Origin of the sequence: Brackiella oedipodis DSM 13743, assembly GCF_000621025.1 — a bacterium.
Classification (GTDB): Bacteria; Pseudomonadota; Gammaproteobacteria; order Burkholderiales; family Burkholderiaceae_B; genus Oligella; species Oligella oedipodis.
The window spans coordinates 182,818-202,137 of sequence record NZ_KK211206.1 but is presented as its reverse complement, the minus strand read 5'-3'; the positions used below and the strand labels follow the sequence as shown (position 1 = coordinate 202,137).

17 protein-coding genes are annotated in these 19,320 nt (G+C 44.9%); 2 read left to right on the top strand and 15 right to left on the bottom strand.

Going from position 1 to position 19,320, the window contains the following annotated elements; all coding sequences use genetic code 11:
* Positions 1 to 49 precede the first annotated feature (49 nt).
* The 15 genes from rnhB to rpsB all read right to left on the bottom strand — a co-directional run bounded on the left by rnhB (position 50) and on the right by rpsB (position 14,980).
* Positions 50 to 694 carry a ribonuclease HII gene (rnhB, locus tag Q335_RS0107425; protein ID WP_084493585.1) on the bottom strand — a complete coding sequence of 215 codons (645 nt, stop codon included), beginning with the start codon at positions 692 to 694 and terminating at the stop codon, positions 50 to 52.
* Between the two features lie 6 nt (positions 695 to 700).
* The gene (lpxB, locus tag Q335_RS0107420) at positions 701 to 1,873 is read right to left on the bottom strand and encodes a lipid-A-disaccharide synthase (RefSeq protein ID WP_038369657.1); all 1,173 of its coding nucleotides are present in this window, start codon (positions 1,871 to 1,873) and stop codon (positions 701 to 703) included.
* 10 nt (positions 1,874 to 1,883) lie between these two features.
* Positions 1,884 to 2,687: an acyl-ACP--UDP-N-acetylglucosamine O-acyltransferase gene (lpxA, locus tag Q335_RS0107415; RefSeq protein WP_028358076.1), complete on the bottom strand. Its 804-nt coding sequence runs from the start codon at positions 2,685 to 2,687 to the stop codon at positions 1,884 to 1,886.
* A gap of 9 nt (positions 2,688 to 2,696) precedes the next feature.
* On the bottom strand, positions 2,697 to 3,149 hold the full coding sequence (gene fabZ, locus Q335_RS0107410; RefSeq protein WP_028358075.1) for a 3-hydroxyacyl-ACP dehydratase FabZ: 453 nt from the start codon (positions 3,147 to 3,149) through the stop codon (positions 2,697 to 2,699).
* A 6-nt stretch (positions 3,150 to 3,155) separates the two neighbouring features.
* Entirely contained in the window at positions 3,156 to 4,247 is a 1,092-nt protein-coding gene (gene lpxD / locus Q335_RS0107405; RefSeq protein WP_028358074.1) for a UDP-3-O-(3-hydroxymyristoyl)glucosamine N-acyltransferase, read from the bottom strand.
* Complete coding sequence (locus Q335_RS0107400) at positions 4,247 to 4,876, bottom strand: OmpH/Skp family outer membrane protein (protein WP_038369655.1); 630 nt, start codon at positions 4,874 to 4,876, stop codon at positions 4,247 to 4,249. The genes lpxD and Q335_RS0107400 overlap by 1 nt, the downstream gene beginning before the upstream one ends.
* 103 nt (positions 4,877 to 4,979) lie before the next feature.
* Positions 4,980 to 7,355: an outer membrane protein assembly factor BamA gene (bamA, locus tag Q335_RS0107395; protein ID WP_028358072.1), complete on the bottom strand. Its 2,376-nt coding sequence runs from the start codon at positions 7,353 to 7,355 to the stop codon at positions 4,980 to 4,982.
* Positions 7,356 to 7,562: 207 nt separating this feature from the next.
* The gene (rseP, locus tag Q335_RS0107390; RefSeq protein ID WP_028358071.1) at positions 7,563 to 8,954 is read right to left on the bottom strand and encodes an RIP metalloprotease RseP; all 1,392 of its coding nucleotides are present in this window, start codon (positions 8,952 to 8,954) and stop codon (positions 7,563 to 7,565) included.
* 4 nt (positions 8,955 to 8,958) lie between these two features.
* On the bottom strand, positions 8,959 to 10,161 hold the full coding sequence (locus Q335_RS0107385; protein WP_028358070.1) for a 1-deoxy-D-xylulose-5-phosphate reductoisomerase: 1,203 nt from the start codon (positions 10,159 to 10,161) through the stop codon (positions 8,959 to 8,961).
* Positions 10,154 to 11,017: a phosphatidate cytidylyltransferase gene (locus Q335_RS0107380; RefSeq protein WP_028358069.1), complete on the bottom strand. Its 864-nt coding sequence runs from the start codon at positions 11,015 to 11,017 to the stop codon at positions 10,154 to 10,156. The genes Q335_RS0107385 and Q335_RS0107380 overlap by 8 nt, the downstream gene beginning before the upstream one ends.
* Before the next feature lie 14 nt (positions 11,018 to 11,031).
* The gene (gene uppS / locus Q335_RS0107375) at positions 11,032 to 11,796 is read right to left on the bottom strand and encodes a polyprenyl diphosphate synthase (protein WP_028358068.1); all 765 of its coding nucleotides are present in this window, start codon (positions 11,794 to 11,796) and stop codon (positions 11,032 to 11,034) included.
* A gap of 18 nt (positions 11,797 to 11,814) precedes the next feature.
* On the bottom strand, positions 11,815 to 12,372 hold the full coding sequence (frr, locus tag Q335_RS0107370; protein WP_028358067.1) for a ribosome recycling factor: 558 nt from the start codon (positions 12,370 to 12,372) through the stop codon (positions 11,815 to 11,817).
* 10 nt (positions 12,373 to 12,382) lie between these two features.
* Complete coding sequence (pyrH, locus tag Q335_RS0107365) at positions 12,383 to 13,099, bottom strand: UMP kinase (protein ID WP_028358066.1); 717 nt, start codon at positions 13,097 to 13,099, stop codon at positions 12,383 to 12,385.
* Positions 13,100 to 13,245: 146 nt separating this feature from the next.
* A complete protein-coding gene (gene tsf, locus Q335_RS0107360) occupies positions 13,246 to 14,118 on the bottom strand; it encodes a translation elongation factor Ts (protein ID WP_028358065.1) in 873 nt (290 codons plus the stop codon).
* A gap of 94 nt (positions 14,119 to 14,212) precedes the next feature.
* Entirely contained in the window at positions 14,213 to 14,980 is a 768-nt protein-coding gene (gene rpsB, locus Q335_RS0107355; protein WP_028358064.1) for a 30S ribosomal protein S2, read from the bottom strand.
* Between the two features lie 903 nt (positions 14,981 to 15,883).
* Between rpsB and map the strand changes: the two genes are divergently transcribed.
* The gene (gene map / locus Q335_RS0107350; protein ID WP_028358063.1) at positions 15,884 to 16,681 is read left to right on the top strand and encodes a type I methionyl aminopeptidase; all 798 of its coding nucleotides are present in this window, start codon (positions 15,884 to 15,886) and stop codon (positions 16,679 to 16,681) included.
* A gap of 15 nt (positions 16,682 to 16,696) precedes the next feature.
* Positions 16,697 to 19,315: a [protein-PII] uridylyltransferase gene (locus tag Q335_RS0107345; RefSeq protein ID WP_028358062.1), complete on the top strand. Its 2,619-nt coding sequence runs from the start codon at positions 16,697 to 16,699 to the stop codon at positions 19,313 to 19,315.
* Positions 19,316 to 19,320 lie beyond the last annotated feature (5 nt).

Sequence of the window (19,320 nt, the reverse complement as noted above, 5' to 3'; positions counted from 1 at the left end):
AACAGAAAATAAAACACTAAAATTGAAAGGGTTTCCCTCTGAGCTCGCGCTACTTACTGTATTTCTTGACGGGCGCAAAGCTCTTACGGTGAATAATACAAGGACCGTGTAACTGCAGATTTTGTAAGTGTTGTTTAGTGCCGTAGCCTTTGTGACGATCAAAACCGTACTCGGGATATTGTAAATGCAACGCTTGCATCTGCTCATCTCTCGCTGTTTTGGCAAGAATAGAAGCGGCGGCAATCTCTGCTAAACGGCTATCACCATTAACCAAATTATAGCATGTTTGACCTGTCGACAAGATACCCCGCGGTAATTGATTACCGTCAACCACCACGATATCGCCTTTAATCGTTAGCCCCTGCCAAGCTCGTGTCATCGCCAGCAGTGCGGCCTGCAAGATATTCAGTTCGTCGATTTCTTGGACACTTGCCGTGGCAATATGCCAAGCTAAGGCCTGTTCTTTGATTTGTTGGGCCAGTTGCACACGCTTTTTTTCAGAAAGTTTTTTAGAATCATTTAAGCCTTGTAAATCGTGGTGTAAAGGCAACACTACGGCGGCCGCAAAGACATCACCAGCAAGTGGCCCCCTACCCGCTTCATCAATGCCGGCGATTAAGGCATTTTCTAGTGGTGCAAATAAAGGCCATTGCTGAACCAATGCTTGGCGATTCAATAAGGGGGGTACCGGCATAATCGTTTAGGATTCAATCACTTCGATTATTTTTTGGGCGGCTATCCGGCCCGTGTCAAGCGCTAAGGTCTGATGTAGTGCTTGGAATTTCTGCATCAATGTTTGACGGTAAGCCTCATCTTCTAGTGCTTTGAGGCAGGCCTGGCTTAATCCTTCGGGCTCTACATCTTCTTGTAAATACTCAGGCACAGCAAATTCTTGCAATAAGATATTAGGTAAACCAATCCAGGGCACAGATGGTCTATCTTGGCCCGCTTTCCAGGTCATGATCTTGAGCATTAATGGCGTCAGAATATAAGCGATCACCATTGGTTTTTTGAACAAAGCCATTTCTAGTGTCGCCGTGCCACTCGATAACAAAGCTGCATCACACGCTTGCATGACATCCCACGAGACGGGCTGATCGACGCTCGGTGTATCAAATAAATGCAAATGCTTGAGTTTGCAGTTCGCCGCGATCTCCAGAAACTGTTGTTTGCGAGCTTGGTTAACCAAGGGCACTATAAAATGCAGATCAGGCTCTTGGGCTTGGAGTTTTTGGGCAGTTTGTAAAAAAACCGGGGCTAAATGTTTGATTTCAGAGGTACGACTACCCGGTAAGATGGCGAGAATTTTGGCATCTGTCGGTAGTTTTAATCGCTGTCTGGCCTCTTGTTGATCCGGTTCAAAAGGAATTTTGTTGGCTAAAGGATGCCCCACAAAAGTGACGGGAATGCCCTCTTTTTGGTAAATGTCGACCTCAAACGGAAACAACACCAGCATATGATCGACCGCTTGGCGGATCTTGTGGATACGCTCATAGCGCCAAGCCCAGATAGAGGGACTCACAAAATGCACGGTCTTGATGCCTTTTTGTTTGAGACTATGCTCTAAGCGTAGATTAAAATCGGGGGCATCAACCCCAATAAATACCCCTGGTTGCTGCTTAATGATTTGTTTTTTGATGCCACTATAAACCTGAATCAGTTTAGGCAAGGATTTAAGGGCGTCAACATACCCAAATACGGATAAGGCATCCATCGGGTAATTAAGATGCATGCCTTGAGCTTGTAAGGCCGGACCACCAATCCCAAAGAAGTTAGCCTCGGGCTTGGCCTGATGGATACCTTTAACAATCTGGGCGGCGATCAGGTCGCCGGAGGGTTCGCCAGCGACCAAAGAAATTAAATGCTTATTCATGCCACCCAGCCTAGGATCGGCTTAATCCGCGGTGATCAGGATTAATCGTAAAGAAATCAATATAATCCTGCAAAATAGCCGCCTGATCAGTGTCCTGCTTTTGGCTCAACGCTTGTTTAAGTTCGGTAAGCGCCTCGTCGATGCCAAGTTTACGAAGGTAAATCAGCTTGTAACCCTCTTTGACGACACTCATTTGCTCAGGGGTAAAGCCACGACGGCGAATACCCTCGAGATTAACGCCACGTGGCTTAAATGGAAAGCCAGAACCAATCACATACGGTGGAATGCTTTGGCGCACGCCGCTCATACCACCTACCATACAATGTTTACCAATATGACAAAATTGATGCACTGAGGAATTACCACCGATAATGGCCCAGTCATCAATGTGTACGTGACCGGCCATTTGCACACTATTGGCAATCACGGTTTGGTTACCGACGACACAATCATGAGCGATATGTGTATACGCCATAATCCAATTGTAGTCACCCACTTGGGTATAACCTAAGTCCTGGACTGTGCCGGTGTTAACAGTGACAAACTCACGAAACATATTGTTATTACCAATACGCAACTCAGTGGGTTCGTTATTGTATTTTTTGTCTTGGGGTTGACCACCAATAGAGCAACAACGATAAAAAATATTATTTTTGCCAATGCTAGTAATGCCACTAATGACACAATGCTCGCCGACCACGGTGCCTTCATCAATCGTCACATCGGGATAAATAATTGAATAAGCGCCCACCTTAACAGATGGGTGTAGCTTGGCTCCCTCGTGAATTATGGCCGTTTCATGAATGTTTTGCATGTGGACATCCTATTTAAGTTCACGGATTGCACACATTAATTTAGCAGAGGCCACCTCTTGATCATCAACTAAGGCCGTGGCCTGATATTTACAGATGGCACGACTAATTTTGATCGCTTCCACTTTGAGCACTAATTGATCACCAGGTACGACCGGTTTACGAAAACGCGCTTCGTCAATACCAACTAGATAATAACCGATTTGCGAGAAATCAACATTGCCATCATTCACAATACTCATAGTGAACAAAGCCCCCGCTTGCGCCAGCGCTTCGATAATAAGCACACCCGGCATAATAGGCAAATGTTTAAAATGACCTTGGAAAAAAGGTTCATTAATCGTGACATTTTTGATGGCAGTAATGCTTTTTTCGGGTTCTAACTCAAGCACACGGTCAACCAATAAAAATGGATAACGGTGTGGAATGCGAGACATAATGCCTTGAATATCAATAGGTGTCATGGAGAACTAACCTTCCTTTTTTTCTAATTGTTGAATACGACGTCGAAGTTGCGAGAGTTGGTTGACCAATGGAGCATTTTTGCGCCAAGTCGCATGATCCGTAATCGGGAATGCACTCGTATATTGACCTGGTTTCTTGATGCTAGACATCACGCCCGTTGCACCAGAAATATACACATCATCGACCAAGGTGAGATGACCAGCAAACATGGCGGCCCCCGCAATAATGCAGCGTTTGCCTACTTTGGTGGAGCCGGCCATACCGACACAAGCCGCCATGGCAGTGTGATCGCCAATCTCGCAGTTGTGGCCAATCATGATGAGATTATCTAGTTTGACACCGTTACCAATAAGTGTGTCACTTAAAGCACCTCGGTCAATCGTGGTGCAAGCGCCGATTTCTACATCGTTGCCGATAGTCACACCACCGAGTTGTTCAATTTTGCACCATGCGCCTTTTTCTTGGGTGGAATCCGGCGCAAAACCAAAGCCATCACCGCCAATCACTGCTTGACTGTGAATGATGCAACGCTCACCCACTTTGACGCGTTTGTAGAGGCTAACATGGGAATGCAAAAGGCTCTGACTTCCGATCACACAATCTGGACCAATAAAACAGTGCGAGCCTATACGCGCACCTTTTTTGATGATGCTATTGTCTTCGATAATGGTGAAATGACCAATACTAACATCATCTTCAATAACTACATTTTGGCCGATGACGGCATGCGGACTAATGCTAGGCGCTTGGCTGCCGTCTTGTTTTTGGGCAAACCACTTCACCAGCCTTGCATAAAATAAATAAGGGTCCTTCGTCAGGACCACAGCAAATGGCAGTTGTTCGGGCAGCAGTTGTAGGGCTTGCGGAGGCAATATCACCGCTGAAGCCTGTGTGCTGGCCAAAGAATGTGCTAATTTGGGATTGGCTAAAAAGCTAATTTCATGGGCTTGAGCTCGATCTAAAGCACCAATGCCGCTAATAAGCGGCATTTGGGCTCCAGCGGGTAATTTAAGTTCCCAGTCGAGCCCTTGAGTATTGATTTGCTCGAGCAAAGCATCCAATAAAATCGCTTTATCGGGCTCTTGCAAAATCAACATTATTTTTTGTCCAAGGCTTGAATAACTTTGTCAGTGATATCAATACGTTCGCTCACGGTCACGGCGTCTTGGAGGATCAAGTCGTAATCGTTTTCGGCAGCGATGTTGTGAATGGCGGTGTTGGCGTGATCCACAATGGTTGAAAACGCTTCGTTACGACGACGATTGAAATCCTCTTGGAATTCGCGACGTTTGCGTTGCAATTGCGTATCTAAATCCGTTAATTCACTTTGCGCTTTATTGCGATCTTCGTCGTTCATGACCGGAGAGTTTTTATCAAAGTCCTCGTATTTTTTGCGAAGTTCGCTGGCTAATTTTTGTAAGTCAGTATCGCGTTTTTTGAATTCTTCTTCGATTTTCTTTTGGGCTTCTTTAGCGGGTTTTGAATCACGAAGAATTTTTTCGGTATTGACAAAACCGATTTTAATGTCGGCGAGAGATTTATTATCGGCAGATTTATTCGCTGCTTTGTCAGTTTTGTCGTCTGCTTTGACTACCTTCTCGGCGGCGGGTTTTGCTTCTTTTTTTTGTTCAGCATAGCTATTAGAAGCGAAAACGGCGCCAGCTAAAAATAAACTTAAAACTACCGCTGGTGTTTTACGCAATTTAATTTGGGTAGACTGTTTCATGTAAATTAACCTTTTTGTAACTATAAAACGAATACAAGCTATATTTATAACGCATTTTACAGCCTTAGTTGTTTACAAGAGGCTGTAAAATGTAAATCTTTATTTAGAATGACGTACCGATTTGGAACTGGAACTGTTGTTTCTCGTCGCCATCTTTGCTATTGAGCGGTTTAGCATAAGAGATCTCTAGCGGTCCCAATGGTGACTGCCAAGATAAACCAATACCTGCAGAAGCACGCCAGCCGCAAGGATCATCTACACGTGAGCCATATTCATAACTACCGCTCGTGCAAGTGGCTTTACCATTGACGTCGACTTTACCGGCATCGGCAAATAGGAACCAACGCAAGGTGCGGTCATTTTGGGTGCCTGGGAACGGCATGTATAACTGCACGTTCGCTAAGTAGCGTCGTGAACCACCAAGATAGTCGCCAGAGAAGCTATCACGAGGGCCTAAAGAGGAACCTTCATAACCGCGAACAGAACCAATACCACCGGCATATAGATTCTTGATCACAGGGAATGGTTTATTGCTATTGAAGGATTTACCCCAGTCTACAGAGGCATTAAAGGCAAGTGTAAAATCCTTATTGATTGGCAAGAAGTACTGTTGACCCGCACTCAAGATATAGTATTTGAGATCACCCACACCAAATGTGGCACCGAGCTCGGTACGGTAGCCTCTAGTAGGTGCTAAAGCGCTGTCACGTGTATCCTTAGTCCAACCCACATTGAATAAGAAGGTGTTGGTCGTTTTACCGTAAACATCTACGAACTCACGATAGGCTTGTGGAATTACAAGACCCGCGTCTTCATTTGGCAATTTAACGTGGTTGTTTTCATAGGTGACGCCCATGAAAATACGATCGTTTTCGGAGATAGGGACACCGAAGTTTTGACCAAAACCGATGGTACGGATTTTATAGGTATCTTCGTCTTGATCAAGATCGTCGTTATCGTTATATGGCTTATCTTGGCGGTAGTAAGCCGAGGTGGTGCGACTGATGCCACTCGAAGTGAAATAAGGATCGGAATGGGTTAAGACCACCGCACGACTATATTTACCAGTATTGACTTGTAGGCTTAGGTCGGTACCACTACCAAAAATATTGTCTTGGCTAATCCCGGCCATGAAGGAGACACGGTCATTGGAGCCATAACCTACACCCAAACTAATCATACCCGTCGGTTTTTCTTTGACGTCCACATTGATATCCACCTGGTCGGGATAACCCTCGACCTGAGATTGATTGACAGTCACATCATTAAAGTAACCTAAACGGTCAATGCGGTTACGCGACGTTGAAATACGTGCGGCGTCGTACCAAGCTGATTCCTCTTGACGCATTTCGCGGCGGATCACCTTATCTCGGGTGCGTGTATTACCACCAATATTGATACGGCGTACATAAATTCGTGAGCCTGGCTCTACGAAGAATGTTACATCAACGTCTTGTGAGTTGGGGACGGCAATGGGGTGTACAGTCACGTCGGCAGACGCATAACCTAACTCACCGAGACGCGACTTGATGCGCTCAGAAGTCTCTTTGGATTTGCTGTTATTATAGGTATCACCAGGGACTTGTTGGATCAAAGAACGCAGTTCCTGGTCCATGCCTAACAGATCGCCCGCTAATTGGATCTTGTTGATCTTATAGGGTTTACCTTCGTGAATAGTGTAGTTGATCGCAATATCTTTGCGGTCTGGTGAAATAGTGACCTGTGGTTCATCCACCTTGAAGTCTAGATAACCACGATCCAGATAGAAGTCCTTGAGGATGTCACTATCTTTTTCCATTTTTTCGCGCTCAAATTTATCTGAGCTGGTGTACCACGTCATCCATCCTGGCGTGGTTAAGTTCATTTCGTCTAAGAGTTCAGACTCAGAGTAGGATTTATTGCCCACAATATGAATGTCACGAATCTTGGAAGAACCGCCCTCTTGAACCTGGAAACTAATCCCCGCACGATTACCGGGTAATGGCGTAATGGTGTGCATAATATCTACACCATAGCGACCCTTATCGATGTATTGAGCACGAATTTCGTCTTCGGCACGGGTCAATAAGGCGGGATCCAAAGCACGACCAACCCCAAAGCCAACTTTAGAGAGGGCTTCTTTGAGCTCTTTGTCATTGAACGCCTTCATCCCATCAAATAAGATAGAGGAAATCACTGGACGTTCTTTGACCTCGATTTGGACCACATTGTTGCGATTCGTGATTTTGACATCATCGAATAAACCAGTGGCATATAAGCGTTTAACGGCATCGGTTGAGGCGGCATCATCAAAGGTAGAACCTACCCGTACCGGTAGGTAACTAAAGACCATAGCAGGCTCTGTACTTTGCAAACCAGACACTTGAATGTCTTTGATAGTAAATGGTGAAAAAGCATGAGCGGCTACAGGAAAAAATGCCGAAGCAAGGAGTAGTGGTAACTTCTTATAATGCAAAATAGTGGCAGAGCGTAATCGCATTAATGGTCCTTCCAGTAAAAATAATCTTGTTTGTCACGCAGGTGGAAACAAACGCTTAAAGTCTGCAGTTCTACCAAGATGGTAGAGATAGCGGGTCACATAGGCATATGGGCATGCCGCAAAATGCAACTACCTAAGACAAAGTATGTCATAGTATAATAAAAAATCTTTGGTTTCTCACCTCTTTTATGGCTTTGCAACACATAATTAAAAGATCCGCGATAAATCGTTAGTAATTACTAGTACAAACACTAATAATAAGACGCTATACCCCGCTGCAATGAGCTTAGTCATCATTTCTTTAGAAAGTGTTTTACCGCGAGCCATTTCAATCACGCTCAGTAGCATCTGACCACCATCCAAGCCAGGAATAGGTATTAAATTTAGAACACCAATGCTCAAACTGATGAGAGCAATAAAATTGATAAACGGCAACACCCCAACTGCCGCGACTTTACCAGAATAATCGGCGATAGCGATAGGACCACTCAAATTACGCCAAGATAAATCACCACTGATTACCTTGCCCAACATCTTAATGGAGAACCACGACATCTTAAAGGTTTTGTCGCTACCACGAAGAATCGCACGCAGAGGGTTGTCACGTTGTATCTGGGTATTAAAGACAGGGCCCATTTCAACACCAATGCGACCAATATAGCGACCATCTTCTAGGGCGGTACCTGCAGGCGTGACTTTGAACTGCAAGCGCTGTTGCTGATCGCCGACGGGACGTACCACTTGCAAGCAAAGCGCTTGATCTGGACTGTTTCGAATCGCCTCAAGTGACTCCTTGGGTGACAGTTTGTGGCCGCAAAGACCTTCTAAGACATCGCCCTTTTGGATACCCGCTTTGTGCGCCACACTAATATCCAGGACATTTTTGACCACAATCGTTTTGGGTTCAATCGTCAAGCCTGCTTGTCCCATAAGATTAACGTTTTCCAGACTACCCTCGTGCCGACTAAATTGAATCTCTGTCTCTTTGATGAGGGAGGGCTCGATGGCATCAAAATCAAAATGGCCCTGGAGTAATTTTTCGGCATTTGTCGCCTTCACATAGCCAAGTTGAGCTCGAGAACCAAGACTGAGAGCTTCGGCTAATTCCGTATTTAGTTCTTCCCAATTACGTATGGTGTTTTGATTGACGGCGACGATTAAATCGTCTTTATGGAGCCCGGCTTGTGCTGCCGCTGACTGGGCTGCAGGTGCGGCAATTTGCGCCAAGACTTGTGGCTGCCCCCACATAAAGGTCAAACTATAAATAATGATTGCCAACAATAAGCTAAATATCGGCCCGGCTGCATACACTATAAAGCGTTGCAAGGCGCTTTTCGATTCAATACTGGCGTGCGCATTGTCAGCATGGTAATTAGGGCTTTCGGCCGAGAGTGGTTTGACATAACCTCCCAAAGGCAAGAGGGATATCGCCCACTCGGTTCCGCGCTTATCCTTACGCTTATATAGCAGCTTGCCAAAGCCTACAGAAAAGCGTTCAACCTCAATGGCAAATAAGCGACAGGCCAGATAATGACCAAATTCATGAAAAACGACCACCACTGAAATGGTGATAAGGAAAGCCAGCAAAGTCATTAACATAGTTTTAGTCCAATGGCTGCTTGAGTAGCTGTGAAGTGCGTTGACGGCATTCGCTATCAAATGCTAAGACGTCATCGATTTGATGGAAAGTCTGGGTCTGATGCGCTTGCAACATGGTATCGATCACTTGTGCGATTTGCGTAAAGCCAATTTTGCCCTGTAAAAAGGCGGCTACAGCGATTTCATTGGCGGCGTTCAAGACCAGGCAATGGCTTTGAGAAGCGGCCATGGCTTGATAAGCGAGCTGCAAACAGGGAAAGCGTTGCAAGTCAGGCAAACTAAAATTAAGTTGTGTCAATTCGTGCAATGCTAAGGAACGGCTATTATTGCTGACGCGATGTGGATACGCCATCGCATAGGAAATAGGTATACGCATATCGGCATGACCGAGTTGTGCTAATAAGGAACCATCTTGATATTGCACCAAAGAATGCACAATGCTTTCGGGATGGATGAGCACTTTAATTTGTTGCCAAGGCAAATTAAAGAGCCATTTAGCCTCAATGATTTCTAGGCCTTTATTGAGCATGGTGGCAGAATCGACAGAGATTTTGCGACCCATGCGCCAATTGGGATGCTTACAGGCTTGTTCTGGCGTCACGTGAGAGAGATCGGCTAGAGGCGTTTGTCTGAAGGGTCCACCAGAGGCCGTGAGAATCACATTTTGAATATATTGCTGGGCATGAGCTTGCTGCAAACACTGAAAAATCGCATTGTGTTCGCTATCGAGTGGCAAAACCGTGGCCTGGTGCTTAGCCACCGCTGCCATAAAGAGCTCTCCCGCCGCCACCATGGCTTCTTTATTGGCCAATAAAATCGTTTTACCAGCACAGGCCGCAGCATAAGCAGAGGCCAAGCCGGCTGTCCCAACAATGGCACAGACAACACTATCGACCTCTGCATCGGTCGCTATGCTTTTTAGTCCCTCTTGGCCAAAGCGTAATTCTGGCGGCCGGGGCGGACAAGATGGCTTGGCAAGCGCTTGACAAGCCTGGTGCCAATGTTCTTGAAATTCAGTCGTTTGCTGATGATGGTTCAGCACCACGACCTTGGCTTGGAACTCTAGGGCCGCTTTAGCGACGGCTTGAATTTGCGAATAGGCACTGAGGCCATAAACAGAAAATTGTTCGGGATGACTGCGAATAATATCGAGGGCGCTTTGGCCAATTGAACCCGTTGCCCCTAAAATTGAAATTTGCTTAGGCATAGTTTTGCATCAACAGGCATAACACAGATACCATTGGGGCAATGGCAACAATCGAGTCCATTCGATCATAAAAGCCGCCATGTCCAGGTAAAAGATGGCCTGAATCTTTGACGTGAGCGCGACGTTTGATTAAGGATTCGTACAAATCCCCCAAAATTGAATAACTGCAGAGCACGACGCCGGCGATGATTAAGACCAGGTAATTGCTATGAGCTAGCACATAGTCAGCAAAAGAACCCGGCCAAACGTGAGCGCTTAGTAAGAGCCAGATCACGCCAGTGACGACACCACAAATGGCCCCTGAGCGGGTCTTGCCTGGACTGACTTTGGGCGCTAATTTTGGTCCCTGCAATGCCTTCCCACCAAAGTAGGCCAGGCTATCAGCCAGCCAAATCATGATTAAAAAGGATAATAAAAACACCACGCCAAAGGTGTTAAACAAGAAAATCAAGGTCGCGCAGCTAGCACTCACCGTCACAATCGCGAGCACAGCATGCGCAAAGGTAGAGCCGCGATATTCTACCTGACCTCGTGCCACAATCAAAGGCACCACGAGCAGCCAAGCAAAACAACAGATAACTGCCATAATAGGCAACAGCGCATAAAACAAATTAGCGCCCTCTTGCTCTCTACCTTGCAGCCAAAAATACATCGTCACAATGATAAACAGTAGCGCCACGCCCGCCGCTATTTGATGACGCTTGTCTGAGTCAAGAATGAGCTTAAACCATTCGTAGAGAATTAAGGCTGAAAGCACAAAGCAAAATGGCTCAAAATAATGACTCAGAGGCCAAACGGTAAACGCTAATACGATGAGTAAAAGCACAATGGCAGTCGGGATTCTTTGTTTAAGCATGACGCAAACTCGTGTTAATTAGGCGCTTTAAGTTGCTCGCTGATGCGACCAAAGCGACGCTCGCGTTGCCCATAGGAGGCGATAGCCTGCTCAAAACAACGCTTATTAAAGTCAGGCCAGTAAGTTGACGTAAAATACAGCTCCGTATACGCTAATTGCCAAATCAAAAAATTAGAAATACGCTGCTCACCGCCAGTACGGATAAAAAGATCGGGTTCTGGCGCCCAAGCCATACTCAGATAAGGCGCAAATTGCTCCTCGGTACACAATTGTTCTAACGATTGTGCAGAACCTTGCACACGTGCTTGATAGAATTTTTGGATAGCTTGTAGGATGTCCCAACGGCCACCATAATTAGCAGCGATGGTCAGATGCAGACGCTCACCTTGTGCCGTCAATTCTTGCGCGGCAGCAATCTTGGCTTGAATGCTTTCATCAAAGGCAGAAATATCGCCAATAATGCGTAAACGTATACCGTTTCTAACCAATTGATCGACTTCACGAGTCAGCGCTCTAGAAAACAAACGCATCAAGAGATTAACTTCGTCGTTGGGCCGACGCCAGTTTTCGGAGCTAAAACTAAATAAGGTGAGATATTTAATATTGAATTCGCCACAAAAACGCACGATTTTGCGGACTGCACTGAGACCGCGAATATGCCCCGCGGTACGAGGCAGATGACGTTGCTGGGCCCAGCGACCATTGCCATCCATGATAATCGCAACATGTTCTGGCGTTTGGCTGGCAATTGGAATCGCTTGAGTCGAACTAATTGGCATAGTACTACAATAAAAGAATTAAACCGTCATGACTTCTTTTTCTTTGGCTTCGATGAGTTCATCAATCTGAGCCACGAATTTATCGGTCAATTGTTGGACCAAGTCTTGGCCACGACGCTCATCATCTTCAGAGATTTCTTTTTCTTTGACGAGTTTTTTGAGGCTATCATTTGCCTCACGGCGGTGTGAGCGGATGGCGATCTTGGCATCCTCACCTTCGGCTTTGACGACTTTAGTGAGGTCTTTGCGGCGTTCTTCGGTGAGCGCTGGCATAGGTACACGAATAGATTCGCCCATATTCATGGGATTTAAGCCCAAATCAGATTCACGAATGGCCTTATCAATAGCGGCCACCATGCTTTTTTCCCACGGTTGTACATTCAAATTGCGCGCATCAATCACACTGACTGATGCCACTTGGCTAATCGGTGTGAGCGTACCGTAGTAATCGACTTGCACTTGATCTAGTAAACCCGCATGGGCACGGCCGGTACGAATTTTGGATAAATTACTTTTGAGACTCTCGATACTTTTATTCATACGAGATTCGGTATTTTTTAAAATTTCTGAATTCATAATCTACTCGTTAAATATGGACAAGGGTACCTTCGTCTTGACCTAAGACAGCGCGTTGTAGGGCACCCGGTTTGTTGATAGATAACACTTTGATAGGCATTTTTTGGTCACGACACAAGGCAAAAGCAGTGGCGTCCATGACCTCGAGGCGACGGCTGATGCAGTCATCAAAACTGATATCGTTGTAACGTACAGCGGTGGCGTCTTTGTTAGGGTCAGCACTGTAAATACCATCGACTTTAGTGGCTTTCATGACGATTTGCGCACCGATTTCGACTCCGCGCAAGGCCGCTGCCGTATCGGTGGTAAAAAACGGATTACCCGTACCCGCCGCAAAAATCACGACCTTTTTCTCTTCGAGATAGCGTAACGCTTTGGGACGAATATAGGGCTCGACCACTTGATCAATATTGAGGGCAGATTGCACGCGTGCCACGACACCGTGACCCTTGAGGGCATCTTGTAATGCCAAGGCATTCATGACAGTGGCTAACATACCCATATAGTCGGCTGTAGCACGATCCATACCCTGAGCGCCCGGGGCGATCCCCCTAAAGATATTACCGCCACCAATAACAATCGCTAGCTCAATGCCCATCTTGCTGACTTCGGCAATTTCTTGCGTCATGCGTACGATGGTACTGCGATTAATACCGTACGAGTCTTCGCCCATAAGGGCTTCACCAGACAGTTTAAGAAGAATACGTTTGTAAGCAGTTTCCGCCATAAAAAACACCTTTTAAAATTGACTTCACATTTTAACAGAATCCAATCAAGGGGTTTTAGATAAATATCTAAATCCCATGTGTGAAGCTCTCATAAAAAAAGCTGACTCTGTTGAGTCAGCTTTGCGCTCATATACTAAAAAAATCATTAACCTTTAGCAGCGGCCGCCACTTCGGCAGCAAAGTCATTCGATTTTTTCTCGATACCCTCACCCACTACGAATAAAGCGTAACGGTTGACACTGGCATTGTTTTCTTTGAGCATTTGTTGCACAGTTTGTTTGTCATTTTTGACATACAATTGGTTCAACAATACGACTTCTTTGAGGTATTTAGCTACGCTACCATCGACCATTTTTTGGACGATTTCAGCCGGTTTACCAGATTCTTCAGCTTTTTGGCGAGCCACAGAACGCTCAGTTTCGAGCAATTGCGGATCAATACCTTGTTCGTTAAGGGCTTTAGGTTTGGCCGCCGCGATTTGCATAGCGACATTTTTGCCCACTTCTTCGGAACCTTTGAGGTCAACTAAGACGCCGATAGTACCACCATGTACATAGCTGGCTAATTGATCAGCGGTCTCAAAACGTTCGAAACGACGAATGGTCATATTCTCGCCGATTTTACCTACTAAGGCAGTACGCACTGATTCAACTGTACCATCTTGGTAAGCGACATCAGCCAAGGCAGTGACGTCTGCTGGGTTTTGTTTGGCGACTAATTCAGCCATGTCGTTAACAAATTTAATGAAATCGTCATTTTTGGCGACAAAGTCTGTTTCGCAGTTAACTTCAACCACAGCGCCTTGTTTTTTGTCGTCAGAAATATACAATCCGATCAGACCTTCTGCGGTAATACGAGAAGCCGCTTTGCTGGCTTTGTTACCAAGTTTGACACGTAAAATTTCTTCAGCTTTTGCAAGATCGCCATCCGCTTCGGTCAAGGCTTTTTTGCACTCCATCATAGGGGCATCAGTTTTTTCACGCAATTCTTTTACCATTGAGGCAGTAATAGCAGCCATTATTTCTCCAATATATCAATAAATACGCCCCGCATTTGCAGGGCGTTCAAAAACGTCAGTGAACAACCCACTGTTGTTTAACTTATAAGCTCAATTACTCTTGAGTTTGAGCGTCAGAAGATTCTGCTGCAGCTTCTTGTGGCTCAGCTTGAGCGTCTTGAATCTCTTCGACGACACCGTTAACACGTTGTTCGCGACCCGCGATAATCGCATCCGCTACGCCTTTGGCGTAAAGTTCGATGGCTTTAGCAGAGTCATCGTTACCAGGGATGATGTAGTCGATACCATCTGGGGCGTGGTTAGAGTCTACCACAGCCACTACAGGGATACCTAGTGTACGAGCTTCTTGGATGGCAATTTTGTGATAACCGACGTCAACGACGAATAAGCAATCCGGCAGCTTAGTCATATTTTTGATACCGCCGATTGATTTTTCTAGTTTTTCGAGTTCGCGTTTGAAAACAAGGGTTTCTTTTTTGGTGGTTTGTTCTGCGTTACCTTCAGCAACAGCCGTTTCCATAGATTTGAGACGTTTGATAGATGAACGAACTGTTTTAAAGTTAGTCATCATACCACCCAACCAACGGTTGTCTACGTATGGGCAACCCGCACGTTGTGCTTGCTCAGCGATAATATCGCGAGCGGCACGTTTGGTGCCTACAAATAGTACTTCGCCACCGCGAGCAGATAATTTTTGGATAAAATCCATTGCTTCTAGGTACTTGACCACGGTTTTTTCGAGGTTGAAGATATGGATTTTGTTACGACGGCCATATAAATATTGGCCCATTTTTGGGTTCCAGTAGCGAGTTTGGTGACCAAAGTGAACACCCGCTTCTAGCATATCGCGCATTAAAGACATAAATTACTCCAAAGGGTTAAGTCTTGTGTGTACTTAGGATTGGAAGTTATAAAGAGAAAAAAGCCCACCAATACATCATGCCGAGCTACTATTATTACCAACACCCTAGGCAAATACACACGCCATTTACAACAAAAAACAGGCAAAACGCCTGGAATTTAGCAAAAACAAAACTAAGCCATAAAGAAAACAGACCTAATCTGTACTTGCTCTAATAAACAATAAGAACGTAAATACTGTCGAACAACCAGCGAACGCCAGTAAGTAGAAAACCAAGCTAAATTACTTAGTGGCGCTTTACGAATACCCCATTATTTTATTAGAATATTGAGCTAAGAATCAGTTAAGCGCTGCTAAGCTTATAAATTAATGCCCTTTTGGGATGACTTTTACACAGAAAGTCTTCGTTAAAGGATCAACTAAGGATCAACTAAGGATCAAATAAACATTAGCAACAGAGTTCACTGAACTCTAACTGAACTAATTGAAAATCAATTAGTGATAGCAATTAGTGACAGATGCTTTAGTTAACAATTCAGTTAACGGTTTATTAACAATTTAGTTAACATTTTAGTTAGCAATTAATCTAAAAAAGTCAATGAAGCTTGACTCAATAGCTTAACTCAATAGATTAGCTCATTAGATTAACTCAACTCTGTCAATTAATCGTCTTAGCAACCAGACTCAATAAAAAGCTTTGTTAAATAACTTTGTTAAATAAGCTTTTTAAATAATCTTTTGTTAATAAAGCTTGATTAAATACCTTATTTAACCATCTATTGACTAGTAGCAATCTACTAAAATCAATTGACTAAGATCATAGGGCTATAATTCAAAGATTAGTTTTGTCCTTGCTAAAGCGCATAATTATAACTGATTATTTTATTTTTAGGAAACAATCAAATGGCTGTACTAAAAAAACCCGAAGATATTGCTGCATGCCGCAAGGCCTGCCAAACAGCAGCGGGTATTCTTGATTATCTCACCGATTTTATTAAACCGGGTATTACCACTTTAGAGATTGACCAGTTAGTCGCCTCCAAAATCAAAGAACTAGGGATTAAATCTGCCACCCTCGGTTATGGTCCACCTAGCTATCCGCCGTTTCCGGGCAATGTGTGCACTTCGGTCAATCATGTGATTTGTCACGGTATCCCTGGCACAAAAGTCCTCAAAAAAGGCGATATTCTCAATATTGATATTACGATTATTGAGGACGGTTGGTATGGTGACACCAGTCGTATGTACTGTGTCGGCGAGCCTTCTATTCTTGCTAAACGTCTTATTGAAACCACTTTTGAATGTATGTGGTTAGGTATAAACGAGGTCAAACCTGGCGCACGTCTAGGTGATATTGGTCACGTCATTCAACAACATGCCGAAGCACAAGGCTTTTCTGTAGTCCGCGAATACTGTGGCCATGGTATTGGTCGTCACTTCCACGAAGAACCACAAGTGTTGCATTATGGTCGAGCTGGCACGGGTGTTATTCTCAAAGAGGGGATGGTGTTTACGATTGAGCCAATGATTAATGCCGGCAAAGCCGCACTCAAAGTGCTTGGTGATGAATGGACGGTGGTGACCAAGGATCACAGCTTATCTGCGCAATGGGAGCATCAAATTATTGTCACTGCCGACGGTTATGAGGTCTTAACGACGTCGCCTGGCATGCGACCTGCTCCAGCACTCATCCAATCCTAAGACAAGCACAGAGTGATGGATAAATTTCAACAATTACAGGCCTTACGTCAAATCATTGCGCAACAACAAGCGGATGCCATCACTCTGTATCAAAACAAGCGCCTGCGCCCAGACAATCTGCTGATCACACTGCGCAAACATATCGATCAAGCGCTCAAGCAACTGCATGCCCTGGTGCCCTTACCGCATCAGGCCAGTTTGTGTGCAGTGGGCGGTTATGGCCGGGGTGAGCTGTATCCATACTCGGATATTGATCTGCTCATTTTGTTGCGTAAACCCGCTAGCGCTCCTGAGCAAGAGCAATTAGAGCAATTTATCTCCTCCCTTTGGGATATGGGCTTACATGTGGGTCATAGCGTACGCACACTAGATGACTGTCTTGAACAGGCCGAGCAAGATATTACTGTCGCGACTAGCCTCCTGGAAATGCGTTTTTTGTTGGGTGATAAGCGCCTATACCGCCAGTTATTCGGACGTTTTCGCGCGCAACTCAATCCCAAACGGTTTTTTCTGGATAAAAAACTAGAACTACAAAAGCGTCATGCTCAATACAAGGATACCCCGTTTGAATTAGAGCCCAATTGCAAAGAATCGCCGGGAGGTTTGCGTGATTTGCAGACCTTGCAATGGCTCGCTTCCGCTTGCGGCATCGCGCCGGGTTGGCGTAATTTACATGATGCCAACTTAATGACAGAGGCCGAAGTCAAACAAATCCAAAAAATCGAGCATGCCCTGCAACGCTTACGTATTGAGGTGCATTTATTACAAAAAAAACGCGACGATCGACTTTTATTCCATCTGCAACCGCAACTGGCTGAGGTCTATCACATCAAAAAACACATGAGTAAGCGCCCTAGCGAAGTCTTTATGCAGCGCTATTATCTCAATGCCAAAATTGCTTATATTTTGACGCAATTTACCATGCAAAATATGGAACTTATGCTTTTCAAAGATCATCGTGGTGAGCAAATCATCGATGAAGACTTCAAAAGTGTTGGTTCCTTGCTCGATGTGCGTTATCAGGATATCTTCCAGAGAAAACCACAATTACTACTTAAGATTTTTCTAGTCTTGCAGCAACACCCTGATTTATCTAATTTTACGGTGAATGCGCAGCGCCTGATTTATAGTTCTCGACACCAAATTGACGCCCAATTTCGTAAAAATCCCATCAATCATTGGTTGTTTTTGCAGATTCTTAAACAACGCAGTGGCATTGTGCATGCGCTGAGACGCATGGCCTTTTTGGATATTTTGCCCGCCTATATTCCGGCTTTTCGTAAAATTACTGGGCAAATGCAGCATGACTTAGTGCATATCTATACCGTCGACCAGCACTCTCTAATGGTTCTTCGCAATATTCGGCGCTTTACGATGGCGGAGTTTGCGCAGGATCATCCCTTGGCTAACCGCCTCGCGGCGGAATTCGACAAAATCTGGCTTTTGTACTTAGCAGCTCTTTTTCATGATATTGCCAAGGGACGCGGTGGTGACCACTCCTTACTGGGGGCCCAGGAGGTCAAAAAATTCGCTCAAGCCCATAATCTCAATCAAGATGAAGTGAATTTATTGGAGTTTCTGGTCAAATATCATTTACTCATGTCGATGACCGCCCAAAAACGAGACCTTTCTGATGCTAAGGTCATTCAACAATTTTGTGATATCGTCAAAACTCCCTATCGTTTGGCCGCGTTATACATGCTCACGATCGCCGATATGCGCGGCACAAGCCCACGCGTTTGGAATGCCTGGAAAAGCAAACTCTTACAAAACCTATACGAAATTGCCCTTAGCGTCTTTAATGGCAAACAAATGGATCGTGAAGCCATATTGACGCTAAGACAGAAAAAAGCAATTCAGCTGCTAGAGGCGCAAGGCATTGGTCAGGCTGAACGTGAAGCCTTTTGGCGTAGTATGGGTGAAGCCTATTTCTTGCGCACGCAAGCCAGTGATATTGCCTGGCATACACGCAAGTTATTTGACAAATTACCTTATACCGATACGATTGTCAGAGCCCGCGAGCTAGAAAGTCAGAGTGATTTGCAGGTCATGGTCTTTACAAAGGATCAGGCCAGCTTATTTGAACACATTGTGCGCTTTTTTTATGAGCAAAAAATAAATGTGATTGAGGCGCAGATTCATACCAGTAACAATGGCTATGTGCTCGATAGCTTTATCCTTGAACGACCACAGCATCTTGAAGCTCCAACTGACAACTATCTGAGGGAATTAGAAAAGGGCTTACACGATCGTCTGCAAAATCAAACCGCCTTGCCTACAGATCTTGTGAGATATCAACCTACGATCCCCATTTATTCAAGTGTGCGCCGTTCTCGCACCTTCCCGATCAAACCTCGTTTGGTACTCGAGACCGATGAGCTGGCCAATGCCTGGCGTTTACAAATTATGACCACAGACTCACCTGGCATTTTGTATGCGCTTGCTCAATTATTTAATAAGCATAAAGTCAATCTGCATATGGCGCGGATTCTAACTTTGGGCGAGCGGGTTGAGGATGTGTTTGTGATCGACGGTGATATTCTGAAGGAGCCAAGATTACAATTGCCTTTTGAACATGATATTATGGAAACTCTGAATAGTTTTCTTCCACAATCTGTGTCTAACAATAATTAGAGAGT